The organism is Kitasatospora sp. MY 5-36 (genome assembly GCF_001182915.1).
Lineage (GTDB): Bacteria > Actinomycetota > Actinomycetes > Streptomycetales > Streptomycetaceae > Kitasatospora.
Genome location: NZ_LFVW01000191.1, coordinates 1 through 18,727, shown reverse-complemented (window position 1 = coordinate 18,727; position 18,727 = coordinate 1). Strand labels below are relative to the sequence as shown.

10 protein-coding genes are annotated in these 18,727 nt (G+C 71.6%); 7 read left to right on the top strand and 3 right to left on the bottom strand.

All coding sequences use genetic code 11. From position 1 onward, the window contains the following. Window positions 1-113: 113 nt before the first annotated feature. The 6 genes from AE652_RS14120 (at window position 114) to AE652_RS14095 (ending at window position 16,259) form a co-directional block, all read left to right on the top strand. Complete coding sequence (locus tag AE652_RS14120) at window positions 114-1,895, top strand: type I polyketide synthase (protein WP_049651693.1); 1,782 nt, start codon at window positions 114-116, stop codon at window positions 1,893-1,895. A 2-nt stretch (window positions 1,896-1,897) separates the two neighbouring features. Continuing rightward, a complete protein-coding gene (locus AE652_RS14115; protein WP_049651692.1) occupies window positions 1,898-3,130 on the top strand; it encodes a cytochrome P450 in 1,233 nt (410 codons plus the stop codon). Next, window positions 3,127-3,819, top strand: a complete 693-nt coding sequence (locus AE652_RS14110; protein WP_049651695.1) for a formyltransferase family protein — start codon at window positions 3,127-3,129, stop codon at window positions 3,817-3,819. The genes AE652_RS14115 and AE652_RS14110 overlap by 4 nt, the downstream gene beginning before the upstream one ends. A gap of 644 nt (window positions 3,820-4,463) precedes the next feature. Next, the gene (locus tag AE652_RS49220; protein ID WP_049651691.1) at window positions 4,464-8,846 is read left to right on the top strand and encodes a LamG-like jellyroll fold domain-containing protein; all 4,383 of its coding nucleotides are present in this window, start codon (window positions 4,464-4,466) and stop codon (window positions 8,844-8,846) included. A gap of 88 nt (window positions 8,847-8,934) precedes the next feature. Continuing rightward, window positions 8,935-15,474, top strand: a complete 6,540-nt coding sequence (locus tag AE652_RS49215; RefSeq protein WP_159028447.1) for an RHS repeat domain-containing protein — start codon at window positions 8,935-8,937, stop codon at window positions 15,472-15,474. Between the two features lie 2 nt (window positions 15,475-15,476). Beyond that, on the top strand, window positions 15,477-16,259 hold the full coding sequence (locus AE652_RS14095) for a hypothetical protein (protein ID WP_159028446.1): 783 nt from the start codon (window positions 15,477-15,479) through the stop codon (window positions 16,257-16,259). A gap of 83 nt (window positions 16,260-16,342) precedes the next feature. Here the strand turns inward: AE652_RS14095 and AE652_RS14090 are convergent, their stop codons facing one another. After that, on the bottom strand, window positions 16,343-16,705 hold the full coding sequence (locus AE652_RS14090; RefSeq protein WP_049651689.1) for a transcriptional regulator: 363 nt from the start codon (window positions 16,703-16,705) through the stop codon (window positions 16,343-16,345). Continuing rightward, window positions 16,702-17,337, bottom strand: a complete 636-nt coding sequence (locus AE652_RS14085) for a hypothetical protein (protein WP_049651688.1) — start codon at window positions 17,335-17,337, stop codon at window positions 16,702-16,704. Before AE652_RS14085 ends, AE652_RS14090 begins: the two co-directional genes overlap by 4 nt. Window positions 17,338-17,547: 210 nt before the next feature. Between AE652_RS14085 and AE652_RS14080 the strand changes: the two genes are divergently transcribed. Further along, entirely contained in the window at window positions 17,548-18,141 is a 594-nt protein-coding gene (locus AE652_RS14080) for a DUF4291 domain-containing protein (protein WP_049651687.1), read from the top strand. Window positions 18,142-18,193: 52 nt separating this feature from the next. On the opposite strand, the gene AE652_RS14075 is transcribed toward AE652_RS14080, so the two are convergent. Further along, the gene (locus AE652_RS14075; protein WP_234348372.1) at window positions 18,194-18,721 is read right to left on the bottom strand and encodes a DinB family protein; all 528 of its coding nucleotides are present in this window, start codon (window positions 18,719-18,721) and stop codon (window positions 18,194-18,196) included. Window positions 18,722-18,727: the final 6 nt, after the last annotated feature.

Sequence of the window (18,727 nt, the reverse complement as noted above, 5' to 3'; positions counted from 1 at the left end):
AGCGCGCCGGCGCCCGCCGCGCCGCCCTGCGCGGCCGCGGCGCCGGCGGCACCGGCCGATAGCCACCCGCGTCACCTCCACCCGACACGAAGCACACGAAGCAGGAGCCTTCCATGACCGACAGCCCCGAGCAGGAGTACGACCCGGGTGACGTGGCCGTCATCGGCATGTCCCTGCGGGCGCCCGGCGCCCGCACCAAGGAGCAGTTCTGGGACGTCCTCGTCCACGGCCGGGAGACCGTGTCGTTCCTGGCCAAGGAGGACATCCACGTCGACGAGACCCTGATCCACAACCCGTCCTACGTCCGGGCCTGCGGCGTCCTCGACACGTACGACAGGTTCGACCCGTCGGTGTTCGGCATCAGCGACCGGATGGCCGCCGCGATGACCCCGGAGAACCGGCTCTACCTGGAGAGCGCCTGGGAGTCCCTGGAGGACGGCGGCTACGACCCGGACCGGCTCACCGCCGAGATCGGCATGTACGGCGCCAACAACCCGCAGACCGCCGCGCTCTACAGCTCCCCGCCGGACCGGGCGTCGGTCGGCCCCGAGGCGATCGAGGCCAGCCTGGCGTGGTCGCCGGACAGCATGACCTCCAACGCCCTGTACTACATGGGGCTCACCGGCGAGGCCGTCACGGTCGCCGCCGTCTGCGCGGGCTTCCACTACGCGGTGCACCTGGCCTGCCAGTCGCTGCTGCTCGGCCAGAGCGACATGGCGATCGCCGGCGGCGCGATGGTCCGCCTGCCGCACCCGCGCGGGCACCTGTGGGAGGAGAACCGCATCCTGTCGAAGGACGGCCACTGCCGCCCGTTCGACGCCAACGGCACCGGCAGCGCGCTGTCCAGCGGTGTCGTCACCCTGCTGCTGAAGCCGCTCGGCCGGGCCGTCGCCGACCGCGACCACGTCTACGCCGTCGTCCGGGGCTCCGCCGTCAACAACAACGGCGTCAGCGCGATGGCGTACGGCCTGGCCCAGCCCGAGCGGCTGAGCGCGTGCATCGCCGCGGCGATGGAGGTGGGCGGCGTCAGCCCGGACACCGTGTCCATGTACGAGGCCAACGGCCTCGGCCTGCCGGTGACCGACGAGCTCGAAGTCCACGCGGCGACCATGGCGTTCGGGAAGCAGACCGCGACCGCCTCGATCGGCGGGGTCAAGGGCAACGTGGGCCACGGCGGCGTGGTGTCCGGCGGCTTCGGCACGGTCAAGGCCGCGCTGGCGCTGTACCACCGGACGCTCCCGGCCACCATCAACCTGACCGAGGTCAACCAGGACCTCGACTTCCCCAGCACCCCCTTCGTGCCGCAGATCGAGGGCGCGGCCTGGGAGCCGGAGGCCGGCATCCGCCGCGCGGGCATCACCTCCCTCGGCGGCGGCGGCTACAACGCCCACCTGGTGCTGGAGGAGCCGCCGGCACCGGCCGGACGCGCCCCCGAGGAGGCGGGCCGCCCCCGGCTGGCCACCCTGTCCGCGATGGACGACGACGCGCTGGCCCGTCAGCGCACCCGGCTCCGGGAGTGGCTGGAGGCCCGCCCGGAACTGCGCCTGGACGACGTCTGCTTCACCCTCAACCTCGGCCGCAAGGTGATGGGCCGCCGCTGGGCGGCCGTGGTCCGCAGCCGCGAGGAGCTGATCGCGGCGCTGTCCGACGACGCCCGCGGCCCGGTCGCCTCGACCGCCGCCGCCCCGCGCACGGACCCGGGCTCCTTCTCCCGCAGCGACGACGGGATCGTGCCGTCCGGCCAGGACGCGCCGGCCCTGACCGACCTGGCCGCCGCCTGGGTGACCGGCCTGCAGGTGGACTTCGACGCCCTGCACCGGGACGGGGCCGGCCGCCGCGTGCCGCTGCCCGCCTACCCCTTCCAGCCCCGCCGGTTCTGGCGGACGGACTGGTAGGCATGAGCACACCGGCACTGGACACCGTGGACCTGGGCGACCCGGCCACCTTCGCCGACCACGACCTCGACGGGTTCTGGCGCACCCTGCGGGACACCGCGCCGATGCACTGGAACCCGCCGGTCGACGGCCGCCGGGGGTTCTGGGTGCTCTCCCGCTACGACGACATCATGGCCACCTACCGGGACAACGTGAACTTCACGTCCCAGCGCGGCAACGTGCTCGTCACCCTCCTGGAGGGCGGCGACGCCGGGGCCGGCCGGATGCTGGCCGTCACCGACGGGCCCCGGCACCTGGAGCTGCGCAAGATCCTCCAGCGCGTGCTCTCGCCGCGGGTGCTCGACGAGGTCGCGCGGACCGTCCGGGTCAACACCCGGCAGTGGATCCGCGAGGCGGTCGGCTCCGGCGGCTGCGACTTCGCGGAGCGGATCGCCTCGCGGATCCCGATGACCACCATCTCCAACCTGCTCGGCGTCCCCGAGCGGGACCGGGACTACCTGCTCAGCCTCACCAAGACCGCGCTGTCCGCGGACGACGAGGACGTCGACGAGGTCGACTCGGAGATGGCCCGCAACGAGATCCTGATGTACTTCATGGACATCGTCGAGGAGCGGCGCGAGGCACCCGGCGACGACGTGATCAGCATGCTGATCGGCAGCGCCGTCGACGGTGTGCCGCTGTCCGACGAGGACGTCGTGCTCAACTGCTACAGCCTGATCATCGGGGGCGACGAGACCAGCCGGCTGACGATGATCGACTGCGTCCGCACCCTCGCGGCCCACCCCGAGCAGTGGCGCCGGCTCAAACGGGGCGAGGTCGCGATCGAGACGGCCGTGGACGAGGTGCTGCGCTGGGCGTCGCCCACCATGCACTTCGGGCGCAGCGTCGAGCGGGAGACCGGACTGCACGGCGTACGGCTGCGGCCGGGCGACATCGTCACGCTCTGGCACGCCTCCGGCAACCGGGACGAACGGGTCTTCGCCCGGCCCGGGGAGTTCGACCTCGGCCGCACCCCCAACAAGCACCTGGCCTTCGGCTACGGCCCGCACTTCTGCGTCGGCTCGTACCTGGCCAAGGTGGAGATCGCCGAACTGCTCAAGGCCCTGCGGGACTTCACCCTCGGGTTCGAGCAGACCGACGAGGCGCAGCCGATCCGGTCCAACTTCCTGACCGGGTTCTCCACCATGCCGGTGCGCTTCACGCCCGACCACTCCGGACTGAGAGAGTGCGGATGAACATCTACATGTCAGGACAGGGGGCGTTCGCGGTCCAGGTCGCGGAAGCCCTCCTGGACAAGGGGCACAAGATCGTCGGCGCGGCCGCGCCCCGGCTGCGCAAGGGCAGGACCGACGAGAGCGACGCGATGTCCTGGGACCGCCTGCGCGCCTGGGCGTTCCCCCGGGACATCCCCTGGACGGACTCGCTCGAACTGCGGGCGATGCACATCCCGGACGGGGTGGACGTCATCCTCGCCGCGCACTCGCACGCCTTCCTCGGCAGGCGGACGCGCGCCCGGGCCGGCCTCGCCACCATCGGCTACCACCCCAGCCTGCTGCCGCTGCACCGCGGCCGGGACGCGATCCGATGGACCATCCGCGACGGCGACAAGGTGACGGGCGGGAGCGTCTACCACCTCACCGAGCGCACCGACGGCGGCCCGCTCGCCGCCCAGGAGCACCTGCTCGTGCCCCCGGGCTCGACCGCGCAGAGCCTGTGGCGCGACCACCTGGCGCCGCTCGGCGTGCGACTGCTGCTGAAGGTGGTCGACGACCTCGCCGCCGACCGGCGGATCGAGGTGCCCCAGGACGAGAAGCTGGCGACCTGGGAGCCCGCGATGGACACCCAGCCGCTGTTCAAGCCCGAGCTCATCGCCCTGCCGGGCAGCGTCCGGGTCGACGGCAGCGCGCGGGCGCTGCACGAGTGAGGGCCGTGTAGCGCCGCGCCGGCCGAATTGCCGCGATCAACTCCTCAGGTGCCCCCGGGTGTTCGACAATCCGGGGGCACCTCTGTGCTTTCGGAAAGCCGGAGTTGGCAATTCTTCTGCCCATTTCTCCGACAACTCGACTGCGGTGAAGCCTGGTTATCCGACCTGACGGCCAGCCAGCAGGAATCGGATTTCCCGCGCCGAACCTCGCAAGAACGACCTTTCGGATCCCGGGAACCGTACGGCCCCGCCGAGCGTCCCGCCTCGCACCCGCCCCCCGGATCCCGCCTTGAGACCCGTGGTGACCAGCGGAGATTGCCCGGCGGAGCGTCGTCGATCCGGCGGCCGGAGCGGCGCCCCGGTGCCGTGCGTCACCGTTCGCGACCGCCGGACGTGCCTCGGAGGCAGGCCGGCGACCGCCCCTTGGGGCGTGATTTACCTCACACCCGAGTGGTCGGTTCATCCGTTTTCACCCGAGCTGCCCCCCGTCTGACAGGGCCGCAGCAAGGGCTCTTTTCTCATGCATTTCTGATGAAGCGTTGACAGCTCTTTTAGGTGTCCATAAAGATCCGCTCAAACTTCGCCCACATTCCGGAAGTCGGAGCTTACGCACAGTGAGAACAGCAGCAAGACGGTCGGGCAGCATGCTCGCCGCGGCACTCGCCGCGGTCGCGCTCGCCGCGACCGCGGTGGTGCCCGCCGCCGCCGCCGGAGGGACACCTCCCCCCGGCGTGACGGAGCCCCAGGACACCGCCGAGACCCTGGCCGTCCAGGAGGCCGCCCGCACCGGCAAGCCGGTCGAGGTGCTCGCCAAGCGCGGCGAGACCAGCGACACCGTCGCCCAGCCCGACGGCAAGCTGAAGACCACCACCTACGTCCAGCCCAAGCGGGTGCGCAAGAACGGCGCCTGGGTCGACCTCGACCCCACCCTCCGGACGCTGCCCGGCGGCGCGATCGCCCCCAAGGGCTCCACCGCCGACCTGACGTTCTCCGGCGGCGGCACCGCACCGCTGGTCACCATGGCCCGGGCCGGCAAGGAGCTGAAGCTCAGCTGGCCCAAGCCCCTGCCCAAGCCGACCGTCAACGGCGCGACCGCCGAGTACGCGTCGATCCTGCCGGACGTCGACCTGAGGCTGTCCGCCACCAAGACCGGGTTCACCCAGGTCATCGTGGTGCACACCGCCGAGGCCGCCAAGAACCCCGAGCTGGACCAGCTCCGGCTCGGCCTCCAGGGCAACGGCCTGACGGTCAGCCAGGAGGCGGACGGCACCCTCAAGGCCAAGGACCCCTCCGGCGGCGGCACCGTCTTCGAGGCGCCCGTCCCGGTGATGTGGGACTCCTCCAAGCCGGCCGGCGCCGCGCCCGCTCCGAGTGCCCCGGCCGCCGCGCCTACCGCGCCTGCCGCGCCGAAGGCGTTCAAGGCCGCCCCGCAGGCGGCACCGCAAGCCGAGGCCGCGGCCCCCGCCGCTCCCGCTGCTCCCGCCGCTCCCGCGCCGACCGACCCGGCCGTCGCCGGCTACGGCGACCTGCCCGGCGAGGGCGCCAAGATGACCCGCCTCAAGGTCGAGCTGCCCAAGGACGCCCTGCTGCTCTCGCCCGACCAGGCGATGCTGGACGCCCCGGACACGGTCTACCCGGTGATGATCGACCCGGCGTGGAACACCCCGCACGCCGGCGACTGGGCGGGCGTCTCGCGCACCTACCCGAACCAGGCGTACTGGCACTTCACGTACAACAGCAGCTACGTCCACGACTGGGGCGTCGGCTACTGCGGCGACACCTCCCGCTGCGCGCCGACCGACGTGAAGCGCGCCTTCTTCCAGGTGTCCAACCCGTTCGTCGGCAAGCAGATCCTCGGCGCCACCTTCGGCACCTACGAGAGCTGGTCGTACTCCTGCGACGCCCGGCCCGTCGAGCTGTGGAGCACCGGCTACATCTCCCCCGGCCTGAACTGGAACGCCCAGAACGCCTCCGGGTTCTGGAGCCGCTACCTGCAGACCATCAACACCGCCAAGGGCTGGAGCGGCAACTGCCCCGGCGGCTGGCTGGAGTACGGCGAGACCGGCGCGGTGAAGAACCTCGTCCAGGACGCCGCCAACTGGGGCTGGCCGACCATCACCTTCGGTCTGAAGGCCCAGAACGAGGGCGACACCCTCGCCTGGAAGCGCTTCACCGACGACGCCTACCTGCAGGTGTACTACAACCTGCGGCCGAACCAGATCCCGATGTCCGACATGACGATGTCGCCGGGCTCGGTCTGCCAGTACCCGGGCATCAAGATCAACAAGATGCCGCAGGTCACCACCCGGGCCACCGACCCGGACGGCGAGGCCATCGGCGTGCAGTTCGCGGTCGGCTGGGACGACGGCACCGGTCTGCGCCGGCGCTGGTGGTCCACCGGCTCGGAGGACGCCGCACCGGGGGGCAACACCTTCAAGGCCTCCGGCTCGATCTTCTCCTGGCCGCTGCCGACCGACCTGCCGAAGAACCTCCAGCTCGACTGGGAGGCCCGCGCCTGGGACGGCGCGCAGTGGGGGCCGTGGTCCTCCGACGGTGACCCGACCGGCTGCTACTTCATCGTCGACACCTCCGCACCGGACGGCCCGGCGATCACCTCGGACGCCTACCCGGGCTCCAAGGACGCCACCGCGGCGCTCCCGTGGACCGACGGCGTCGGCAAGAGCGGCCAGTTCACCCTGAAGTCCGCCGCCACCGACGTGGTCAAGTACCAGTGGGGCCTGGACACCTCGCCGTCCGCGGCGAACGAGGTCGCCACCAGCGGCGGCGCCGGCCAGACCGTCCGCATCCAGCCGCAGACCGCCGGCGTCCACTTCATCTCCGCCCGGGCCGTCGACGGCGCGGGCAACGCCTCGCAGCCCGAGACGTACTACTTCAACGTGCTCTCCGGGCAGCCCCAGCGCACCGGCTGGTCGATGGACGACGCCGCCGGCGGCACCTCCGTCGCCGGCACCGGAGGCGGCTTCGAGGCCACCCTCGGCTCCGGCGCCACCGCGGGGGCCCCCGGCCACCTCGCCGAGGGCCTCGCCCTCGACGGCACCGCCAACGGCTACGCCGAGACCCAGGGCAACGTGCTGGACACCACCCGCGGCTTCGCCGTCTCCGCCTGGGTCAACCTCACCGGCGACACCACCCGCAACCGGGTCGCGGTCAGTGAGAACGGCAACTGGGCCGCCCGCTTCGCCCTCGGGCTGATGAACGGCAAGTGGACGATGTGGACCTCCACCCAGGACACCAACGCCGTCTACACCCTGGAGCCCGCGAGCTCGGACACCCCGGTCGTGCTCGGCCAGTGGACCCATCTGGTCGGCGTCTACGACCCGACCGCCAGGACCAGCACCCTGTACGTCAACGGCGTGCCCGGCACCCCGGTGGCCGTCACCGCCGCCTGGGACGCGCGCGGCCCGCTGGAGTTCGGCCGCTCCAAGTGGCACGGCAACTGGACCGACCCGTGGACGGGCTCGGTCGACGAGGTCCGGCTCTGGGACCGCTCCCTGAGCAAGGCCGAGGCCGCCGACGTGGCCGCCGACAAGCAGCTCGCCACCGGCCGCCCCGCGAAGGCGGTCTGGCACCTGGACGGCAGCTCCGCCAAGCCCGTCGGCACCACCGAGACCGACAACCTGACCGCCTACAACGGCGTCGCGCTCGGCCGCCCCGGCATCGCCGACAAGGCGATCCACCTGGACGGCGCGGACGACTACCTGCGCGGCACCCGCCCGCAGGTCGACGGCAGCCGGGACTTCTCGGTCTCCGCGTGGGTGAAGCTGCCCGCGCCGACGCCGGGCGACACCACCCCGAAGATGGCGGTCACCCAGATCGGCCAGCACAACAACGAGTTCTCGCTGTACTACTCGCCCTACTGGGGCCGCTGGATCTTCGGGCGCTACAAGGAGGACAGCTCCACCGACACCCTGGTGCGCACCTGGCAGGACGCCTGCACCGCAGGCAGCCAGATCAACGGCGTGCCGTGCTTCACCGGCACCACCGGTGAGTGGACCCACCTGCTGGGCGTCTCCGACACCGCCGCGAAGAAGCTGCGCTTCTACATCAACGGCTTCCTCGTCGGCCAGTCCGACTACACCCAGAACGCGCCGTGGGCCAACCCCGGCCCGATCCAGATCGGCGCCGTCAACCGCGAGGGCGCCAACGGCGAGTTCTTCGGCGGCGAGATCGACGACGTGCGGATCTACGACCGCGTCGTCACCGGCCCCGAGGCCGGCGCCATGGTCCAGCAGCGCCCGCAGCTGGCCGGCCGCTGGAAGCTCAACACCGCCACCAGCACCCCGGCCGATGCCCCGGCCGTCACCCCCGACGAGGGCCCGGCCAAGGCCGGCGCCCAGCTCGGCGGCGGCGCCTCGATCAAGGCCGACGGCGGCCTGTTCCAGACCCCCGGCACCCTGCTGCTGAACGGCTCCACCGGCTACGCGGCCACCGGCTCCGTCCCGCTGCACACCGGCCAGAGCTTCACCCTGGCCGGCTGGGCGAACACGGCGGGCGTCCCGACCCGGGACATGACGGTGCTGTCCGTGGCCGGCGCCAACAACAGCGCGGTCACCCTGCGCTGGCACCCCCTGGGCAACGACGCCAACGGCCAGCCGACCGGTCAGTGGCAGGCCGAGGTCCGCGACTCCGACGCCAACGGCGCGGCGCGCACCCTGACGACCCACACTCCGGCCACCTCCGTCATGGAGAACTGGACGCACCTGGCGGTCAGCTACGACGCCTTCGCGGACCGGCTCGCCCTGTACGTCAACGGCCAGGCCGAGAACCAGGGCTGCGCGGACGGTGACAAGACCTGCACCCCGCACATCTCCTGGACGAGCGCTCCGCAGCCCTACGAGGCGGGCGGCGGCGTGCAGTTCGGCCGCACCAAGGCGTCCGGCGCCTGGGGCGAGTACTTCTCCGGTGAGCTGGACGACGTCTGGCTGTACCAGGGCGTGCTGAGCCCCGCGCAGATCGCCAAGCTGGCCGACTACAACGTCGAGCTGGGCACCTCCACCGGCGTCTGATTCCCCAACCTTCCGTGGGCCGGGCGGCTTCCTGCCGCCCGGCCCACGGTCCGTCACACCCGTTTTCCCCTGAGGAGTTGTTCCCCACATGAGCAGGAAGAGGTCGGTGCCGAGGCCGACCCGCACCAGAGTGTCCGCGGTCATCGCGGGCGCGCTGGTCGGGTCGCTGCTGCCGGCACTGCCGCTGGCCGCCGTCGCGGCGGCCGCGGAACCGTACACCAAGCCCTCGGCGGTCTCGCCCGAGAAGCCGGTCAAGGGCTCGGACGCGAAGACCAAGGGCCGCAAGGCCGACACCACCGTCAGCACGGTCGACGGCAAGCACGGCGCCCTGCCCGGCGCGGGCAGCGCCACCGTCGACGTCCCCGGCGAGAAGGGCAAGGCCGTCAAGGCCGACAAACTGCCCGTCGCCCTCTCCTCCGCCGGCGCGGCGGGCAAGGCCAAGGTCGAGCTCCTCGGCCAGGACGCCGCCGCCAAGGCCGGGATCAACGGCCTGCTGCTGACCGTCTCCGGCGCCGACGAGAACAGCGGCCTGGCCGTCGACTACTCGTCCTTCGCCCAGGCCGCCGGCTCCGGCTTCGGCTCCCGGCTGAAGCTGGTCCGGCTGCCCGAGTGCGCGCTGACCACGCCCGACCTGCCCGAGTGCCGGGTGCAGACCCCGCTGCCGGGCGGCAACGACGTGGCGAAGCAGACCGTCGCCGCGGACTCCCTGACCACGGCCCCGGCCGGGTCGATGCGGCTGGCGTCCGCGCCGGGCGCGATGGTGCTGGCCGCCACGGCCGGCAGCGCCGGTCCGAGCGGTGACTACAAGGCCACGCCGCTGACCCCGGCGTCCTCCTGGTCGACCTCGCTGAACAGCGGGTCGTTCAGCTGGTCGTACGACATGCCGCTGACCACGATGCCGGGCGGCCTCACGCCGAAGCTCGGCCTCACATACAACTCGGGCAGCATCGACGGCCGGACGGCCAACAGCAACAACCAGGCCTCGTGGGCGGGTGACGGCTTCGAGCTGTCGCCCGGCTTCGTCGAGCGCAGCTACAAGGCCTGCGCCGACGACGGCGCGCCCAAGACCGGCTCCGCCAGCCCCGGCGACCTGTGCTGGGCGACCGACAACGCCACCATCAGCTTCGCGGGGCACTCCGGTGAGCTGATCCCGGTCTCCGGCGACGAGTGGCAGATCAAGGGCGACGACAACACCAAGGTCACCCGCCTGCGCGACACCGGCCGGGGCAACGGCGACAACGACGGCGAGTACTTCCGCGCCACCACCGCCGACGGCAACAACTACTACTTCGGCTACAACCGCCTGCCGAACTGGTCGGTCGGGAAGCCGGAGACCAAGTCCGTCTACACCGTGCCGGTGTTCGGCAACAACGCGGGCGAGCCGTGCAACGGCGCCGACTTCGCGTCCTCGTGGTGCCAGCAGGGCTGGCGGTGGAACCTGGACCTGGTGGTCGACGCCCACGGCAACGACATCACCTACTGGTACACCCCCGAGACCAACAACTACGGCCGCAACCTCAAGGCCTCCGACCGCACGTCGTACGTGCGCGGCGGGCGCCTGGACCACATCGAGTACGGCCAGCAGCAGGGCGACCTCTACTCGGCGACCGTCAAGCCGATGGGCCGGGTCGACTTCGGCACCGCCGAGCGCTGCCTGGAGTCCAACACCGCGCTCTGCGACCCGGCGAAGATCGACGCCAACCGGCAGTACTGGTACGACACCCCGTGGGACCAGAACTGCAAGGACGGCACCGACTGCACCGGCCAGTCCTCGCCGACCTACTTCACCCGGACCCGGCTGACCTCCGTCACCGCCAGGACGCTCCAGGCCGACGGGAACTACGCCGCGGTCGACACGTGGACCCTGAACCACAAGTGGGGCACCGCCGACTTCGACTACCAGCTGCTGCTGGACTCCATCCAGCACACCGGGTCGTCCGCCGCCCCGGCGATCACCCTGCCGAAGACCGGCTTCGCCTACAAGCAGTTGGCGAACCGGCTCGACAAGGTCGGTGACGGCCGCATGCCGTTCATCAAGCAGCGCCTGGGCACCGTCACCGACGAGCAGGGCGGCCAGCTCGACGTCAACTACTCCGCCGCGGCCTGCGACTGGAACGCCCTGCCCACGCCGCAGTCCAACACCACCCGCTGCTTCCCGCAGATGTACCAGCCGTCCAACGACGTGCCGGTGACCACGGAGTGGTTCAACAAGTACGTCGTCGAAGCGGTCATCGCCACCGACCGCACCGGCGGCGCGCCCGACATGGTCACCCACTACAGCTACCTCGGCGACGCCGCCTGGCACTTCGACGACGAGGACGGCCTGACCCCGGCCAAGCTCAAGACCTGGTCCCAGTGGCGCGGCTATGCCCACGCCCGGGTCGAGACCGGCGGCGTCACCGGCATGACCACCCAGGCCGACCACTACTTCCTGCGCGGCATGGACCAGGACCGCGACAACCCCGGTGACAAGAACAGCAAGCGCGGCGTCACCGTGGACGACGGCCAGGGCACCGTCCTGACCGACGACCAGGCCTGGGCCGGCTACGAGTACCGCAGCGAGCAGTACGACAAGCCCGGCGGCGTGATCCTCTCCAAGTCCGTCAGCACCCCGTGGAAGAAGGAGACCGCCAAGCGCTCCAACGACTGGGGCACCACCACCGCCAACCTCACCGGCACCCAGGCGACCCGGTCCTTCACCTCCCTCGACAAGGGCGCCGGAGCCTCCTGGCGCGAGACCCGCACCGCGACCTCGTTCGACGGCTACGGCCGTACGACGCAGACCGAGGACCTGGGCGACGTCGCGGTCGGCACCGACGACACCTGCACCCGCACGACGTACGCGGACAACACCGCGGCCTGGATCCTCACCGGCAGCATCCAGATCGAGATGGTCGCCGCCAACTGCTCGGCGGCCGTGAACCGCGACACCCAGGCGGACGGCACCTCCGCGGTGCTGTCGGACATCCGCACCCGCTACGACGGCCAGGCCTACGGCGCGGCTCCCGTCAAGGGCGACGCCACCACCGTGCACACCCTGAAGTCCCGCTCCGGCAACCGCGCCACCTACCTGGACGGGACGACCCACTACGACGCCTACGGCCGTGCCGACAGCACCACCAAGCTGGCGTCCACCACGGTGTTCGACACCACGGGCGCCACGGGACCGGTGACCACCGCCAGCCCGCTGGCGCAGACCACCACCACCGGCTTCGCCCCGGCGAACGGCCGGCCGACCAAGGTCACCACGACCGGGCCTCCGGTGGTCGCGGGCAACCCCGCCACCGCCATGGTCTCCGTCACCGACCTCGACCTGCTGCGCGGCCAGACCGTCGACACCGTCGACGCCAACAACCGCCGCACCGACAGCCTGTACGACGCGCTCGGCCGCACCCTCAAGGTCTGGCTGCCCAACCGGTCCAAGGGGACCGGCCAGACCCCGAACCACGAGTTCGGGTACATCGACAACGACGGCCAGATCCGCGTCATCTCGACGAAGGAGCTCAACGCCGACGGCTCCCAGGCCACCGCGTACACCTTGTACGACGGCTTCGGCCGGATCCGGCAGACCCAGGACCCGGGCGACAACGGCGGCCGCGTCCTGACCGACTCCTTCTTCGACGAGCACGGCCAGGCCGCGCTCGCCTACGCCCCGTACTACGCGACGGGCGCGCCCTCCACCACCTTGTTCAAGGTCGAGGACGCCACCGGCGTCGAGACCCAGACCGCCAACAGCTATGACGGCCTCGGCCGCGTCGTCAAGTCCACCACCCTGGCGGGCAACGGCGTCGGCACCCCGATCTCCACCACGCTCACCGAGTACGGCGGCGACCGGGTCACCGTCACCCCGCCCACCGGCGGCACCCCGGCGACGACCATCAGCGACGCCCGCGGCCGGACCACCGAGATCCGCCAGTACCGCGGGGGCTCCCCCGCCGGTGACTACGACCGCACCACCTACGCCCACGACGCGGCCGGGCACACCACCCGGCTGACGGACCAGTCCGGCACCCAGTGGAGCTGGACGTACGACCAGCAGGGCCACCAGGTCAAGACCGTCGACCCGGACTCCGGCACGGCGGTCAAGACCTACGACGACCGCGGCCGGCTGGCCACCAGCCGGGACGGCAACAACCAGACCCTGGCGTACGTCTACGACAACCTCGACCGGCAGACCGAGCTGCGCTCCGGCTCCGTGTCGGGCCCGCTGCTCACCTCGCAGACCTGGGACCCGTCCGGCAACAAGGGCCTGATCTCCTCGGCGACCCGGTACTCCACCGTCGGAGGCACCGCGTACCCGTACACGACCACCTGGTCGCTGTACGACGCGCTGGGCCGCGCGACCCGGACCACGCTCAGCGTTCCGTCCGTCCCGGGCCAGGAGGCGCTCGCCGGGAACTACGTCAACGGCACCGTCTACCGGCTCGACGGCAAGCCGCAGAGCACCAGCTACCCGGCGGCCGGCAACCTCGCCGCCGAGTCGGTGGCCTACGGCTACGACGCCCTCACCCGGATGACCACGGCCCAGGGTCTGAGCAGCTACCTCACCGGCCAGACCTACAGCCTGACCAGCAAGCCGCTGCAGAGCACGCTGTCCGACGGGACGGCGAACAAGCAGCTCTACCTCACCAACGCCTACGAGTGGGGCACCCAGCGGCTGGCGTCCAGCCGCACCGACCAGTACGGCGTGGCGAGCCCGCTGCGCGCGGCCGCCTACACCTACGACCAGGTCGGCAACGTCACGTCGATCACCGACACCTCGCGCGCCGGCACCGACCGGCAGTGCTTCCAGTACGACTACCTGGCCCGGCTCACCGAGGCGTTCACCCCGAGCGGCACCGGCTGCCCGGCCACGCCCGACGCCAAGGCGCTCGGCGGCCCGGCCCCGTACTGGACCAGCTGGCAGTTCAACCCCGACAGCACCCGGGACACCCAGACCCGGCACGACACCACCGGAGACCCCGCCAAGGACGTCACCGCCAAGTACAACTACCCCGGCGCGACGGCCGCCCAGCCGCACACCCTGAAGGGCACCAGCGGCACCGGCGTCCTCGCCGAGACCGCCGGCTACGACCCGGCGGGCAACACCATCGCCCGCCACCGGGACCTCGCCGCCGGAGCCACCAGCGACCAGGCGCTGACCTGGGACGCCGAGGGCAAGCTCGGCAAGGTCGTCGACACCGTCAAGAACGGGCCCGTCACCAGCACGAAGACGACGGAGTACCTCTACGACCCGGCCGGCAGCCGGCTGACCTCGCACGTCCTGGACAGCGCCAACCCGGGCGCGGAGAGCTGGACGCTCTACCTCGGCGCCACCGAGCTGACCCTGGCCAAGGGCGCCGCCAAGCCCGCCGCCACGCGCTACTACTCGCTGGGCTCGGCGGTCGGCGTCCGCACGGACGACAACAAGGTCGGCTTCCAGGTCACCGACCACCACGGCACCTCCGAGCTCAACGTCGACGCCTCCACCGGCACGGCGGCGCAGCGCCGGACAACCCCGTACGGCGAGCAGCGCGGCGCCGCGCCGGCCTCGTGGGCGGGCAGCCGGGGCTTCCTCGGCGGCGTCAACGAGCCGACCGGGGTGGTCCACCTCGGGGCACGCGACTACGACCCGTCCCTGGGCCGGTTCCTCAGCATCGACCCGGAGTTCAACCCGACCAGCCCCAAGGAGCTGAACGGGTACGCCTACTCGGGCGGCAACCCGACCAGCACCAGCGACCCCGACGGCCGCAAGATGTGCGCCGACGACTGCTCGGGCAACGACATGGCGTTGCACGGCTGGGTCGGCATGAACGGCACGTTCCACGAGCCGACCAAGGGCCCCCAGTGCGTCACCAGCTGTGTCACGGACACCCCCGCCGATGACGGCGACGGTGGCGGTGGCGGTGGCGGTGGCGGCGGTGGCGGCGGCGGTGGCGGCGGCGGCGGATCGAAGCCGACCCCGAGCAAGACCACCGTGGGCACCCCCGAGAACCGCAAGCTGTGGTACGAGGCCCGGGTGGCCTGGCTGATGCAGAAGGACAACCCGATCATCGGCGAGTACCTGAACAAGATCCGGGAGATCAACAAGAAGTACTGCCGCCCCTCCGCCAAGGACGGCTGCCAGTTCGCCAACATGGCCCAGGACATCCTCGACAAGAACATGGTCGAGGAGGCCGCCGGCCGGATCGACGAAAGCGCCTCCCCGTTCGACCCCAAGACCTTCACGCGGCTGGCGAAGGGCAAGATCTCCCAGGGCGGATTCAGTCTCGGCGAGTACCGGATCGCGTTCGACCTGGCGCAGGGAGGCCACAAGGTGGTGGCGATCCCCGAGGCAGCGGGCAAGACATCGGACGCCTACGTGGACGGCGTGCCCTCAGAGTTCAAGGCATCTACCGGTAAGAGCGATGACGTCGTCAGGGACCAGCTCAGGGGCGTGACGGAAGGCAAGGGAGCCGTCCGGGCCTATGTGACCGTCGCGGATGGATACAGCGCCAAGACGGCCATGGCCAGTCTCAACAAGTTCCTGACCAACAACACGGCCCACTTCCAGGAGTACCAGATCTGGGCCCGGGGCGACCTCCGGGGCGGCTGGGTGATCAGCGGTAAGATCGGCAGTGAACCCAAGTGCCGTGGCGGGGGGTGCTGAGCATGTCGGTCAATGCGGTGGTCTCCATCCGACGCCTTGACGAGCCCTCCCTCACGGCGGAGGAGATCGCCTCGACCCTCGGCCTCCCGGGCGGTCCGGCGGCGCGAACCTGGCACGAGACGGTGGGACCGGACGGTTCACGGCTCACTCTCTGGCTGACCGCCGAACCCGGTGACGTGTCGGGCCCGGCCGTGGGCGTGACCCACGACAACGGGTACGCGGAGCGCCTGTACGACTGCCAACTCCACGTCGGCGTCGCGGATCTGGCAGGCGAGGACGAGGTCACCGCGCTCCGCTCCTACTGCCGCTTCGCGACCGCCCGGCTGCACGCGGCACTGGGCGGCCTGGAGACGGCCTCCTACATCGACGCCGACGGGAACTACAGCTACCGGATCGATCCGCCGGGGCTGTCGGAGGCCGTAGTCGACCTGCGGCTCGGGAGCGAGGCTCCACTGACCGCACCGGGCTTCTCCCTGGTCGAGGCGGCCAACCGCGCCGCCTCCGGCACCGGGCTGGTCTTCGCCGAGGACGAGCCCAACCGGCACCTCGCCCCGTCGGAGGACTCGGGTGACTCGGTGGCCTACACCGTGTCGTCCCGTGCGGAGGAACTCCCCTTCGCCGCCGGGGCCCGCTCCGGCGCCGCCCCGGTCGACGCCCGGCAGCTGGACGGGTTCACCGAGCGCCTGCTCGCCGAACTCGCCCGGCACACCGCCGGCGCCGACCTGGCGTGCTGGGTGAACGACCGGCTCTACCGCTACGAGGTGGAGCTGACCCCGCTCGGCTGACCGGACGGGAACGCGCAGGGCGGCAGCACCGGTTCGGCCGGTGCTGCCGCCCTGCGGCACGTCCGGGGGCCTCCCGGGTGATCTCAGTGGGGCGCCGGGGCGGCCGCCGGGCCGGAGGCGGCTCCCCCGTCGGGTTCCTCGGCTTCTTCGAGGCGGTGGATCAGGCTCCGGAGTGCCGCGATCTCGTCGTGCAGGGCCTTCTTGCCGGCCTTGGTGAGCTGGATCCAGGTGCGGGCGCGCTTGCCCTCGTAGCCCTTGTCGATCGTGACCAGGCCGGCCTTCTCCAGGACGCCGAGGTGCTGGGAGAGGTTGCCGGCGGTGAGGCCGAGGGTGGTGCGCAGGAAGGTGAACTCCCCCCGCCGGGCCTCCTTGGCGACCGCGAGGATGCCCAGGCGGACGCGCTGGTGGACAACGTCGTCGAGGCCGCTGGTGGGGTGCTCGGTCATTCGGCCGACCGTCCCTGGGCCCGGTGGTGCAGCAGGGCGAGGGCGACGCCGCCGAGCAGCAGCACGCCGCCTTCCAGCAGCACGCCGGGGAGGAAGGACCACGGGGACAAGCTGGGAAGGTCGTCGGAGGAGAGCATGGCGATCAGGTATCCGCAGGTCACGGCGAGGAGCGGCCGGCTGCGCTCGATCCAGGCGAGCAGCAGCAGCGCCAGACCGATCGTGCCGGCCGGGCTCATCAGCGTGTCGGCGACCGCGGAGAGCGGTCCCGGCTGCCCGTAGAGGTCGGCGAGGAAGCCCGGGTGGGACACCGTCCACACCTGGTCGGCGGTCATGAGCAGGGCGAGGACGACGCCCAGCACCAGGTACGGCCGGATCCGGGTGCCCAGGCCGAGCCGGGCGGACCGGCGGAGGTAGAACCAGCTGATCGCGGCGTAGGAGAGCAGCAGCACCACCGGCCAGTACCACATGGCGGGGGGAAGGGAGTTGACGCAGACTCCGCCCAGGCCGTAGCGGGGCGCGTCGCAGGGGCCCTGGCCGTACCGCACGACCGGTATCGCGCCGAACCTCACGGCGGCGAAGGCCAGGAGCGGGAACCACGCGCCGCGTTGCTCACGGCGGACGCGCTGGATCACGGCCCCGGTCGCTGCCAGGAGGTGCCGGGGGTCGCTTGAGGGCTGAACGGGTTGAGTCGCCATGAGGACCAGGTTTGCATGACAAACCGATTGCGTCCAGAGATCAGTTTGCGAACTGGCCGTACGCGGCGGGCGGTTGACGGGCACACACCCCCGCCGAGCTGGGAAAATCGCTGGCGCGAGGTGCGTTGAAGGCCGACCCTGGTCACCGTGTCAGAACCGAAGCACCGGATCCGTGCCCTCCACACCGACTCGACGGTGACCGTCTACCAGGCGTACGCCCCGGAGATCGGGCTGCCCACCGCTCGGGACGGCCACTTCCCGGCGGCGTGGAAGCGGGACCGGATGACGTGGATCAAGCCGTCGTTCCTCTGGATGATGTACCGCTGCGGGTGGGCGAGGAAGGAGGGCCAGGAGACCGTGCTGGCGGTCGAGATCACCCGCGAGGGCTTCGAATGGGCGCTGCGGAACAGCTGCCTGTCCCACTACGAGCGCGGGCTGCACCCCGACCGGGCCTCCTGGCAGCGCCGGTTGAAGAGGTCCCCGGCGCGGGTGCAGTGGGATCCGGAGCGCGATCTGCACCTTCGGCCGCTGCCCCACCGGTCGCTCCAGCTCGGCCTGACCGGGGAGGCGGCGGAGCGGTACGCGGAGGAGTGGATCGTCGCGATCGAGGATGTCACCGCGCTCGCGCACGCGGTCCACGACCGGGTGCGGGAGGGGGAGTTGGAGGCCGCCCGGCAGCTCCTCCCCGCCGAACGCCCCTACCCGGCGGGCGACGCGCTGCTCGCCCACCTGGCCGGCTGAGCCGGCGGGCGCACCCCGCCCGCCGGCTGCGACTGTCAGCCGGCAGCGGGCGTCAGCCGGTGGCGCCGTCGGTGAGCTCGCGGACGATGTCCAGGTGCCCCGCGTGGCGGGCGTACTCCTGGAGGACGTGGAACAGGATCCAGCCCAGGGTGGGCCGCGGGGTGCCGTCGTCGGGGAAGCGGCCGCCGGGTGCGGCGACGGTGGACAGGGGCGTGCCCGACACGACGGCCCGGGTGTGCTCGCCGCCCGCGTGCAGCGCGGCGAGGAGTTCGGCGGCCGTTTCCTCCGGTCCGACGTACCAGCGGTCCTCCGGGCCCCGGTCGCCCCAGGGCGCCGGGACCTGCTCGGCGCGGAAGCCCCAGCGCAGCCAGCGCTGCTCCATGTGGACGAGGTGCTTCAGCAGTTCGAGCATGGTCCATCCGGAGGGGAGCCGGCTGGCGCGCAGCTCCGCGTCGGACATCCCCTCGGTCTTGGCGCCGATCACGGAGCGGTAGTAGTCGAGGTAGTCGAGCAACAGCTCACTGGGGTCGGAGAGTTGCTGGTCGGGCTCGGGCAGGGAGATTCCCAATGATGTTGTCAAGCCAGG

Excerpts from the sequence above, each read along its gene's own strand:
- AE652_RS49220 (WP_049651691.1), top strand. The coding sequence starts at position 4,464 with ATGCTCGCCGCGGCACTCGCCGCGGTCGCGCTCGCCGCGACCGCGGTG.
- AE652_RS14090 (WP_049651689.1), bottom strand. The coding sequence starts at position 16,705 with ATGACCGAGCACCCCACCAGCGGCCTCGACGACGTTGTCCACCAGCGC.
- AE652_RS14095 (WP_159028446.1), top strand. The coding sequence starts at position 15,477 with ATGTCGGTCAATGCGGTGGTCTCCATCCGACGCCTTGACGAGCCCTCC.
- AE652_RS49215 (WP_159028447.1), top strand. The coding sequence starts at position 8,935 with ATGAGCAGGAAGAGGTCGGTGCCGAGGCCGACCCGCACCAGAGTGTCC.
- AE652_RS14115 (WP_049651692.1), top strand. The coding sequence starts at position 1,898 with ATGAGCACACCGGCACTGGACACCGTGGACCTGGGCGACCCGGCCACC.
- AE652_RS14120 (WP_049651693.1), top strand. The coding sequence starts at position 114 with ATGACCGACAGCCCCGAGCAGGAGTACGACCCGGGTGACGTGGCCGTC.
- AE652_RS14110 (WP_049651695.1), top strand. The coding sequence starts at position 3,127 with ATGAACATCTACATGTCAGGACAGGGGGCGTTCGCGGTCCAGGTCGCG.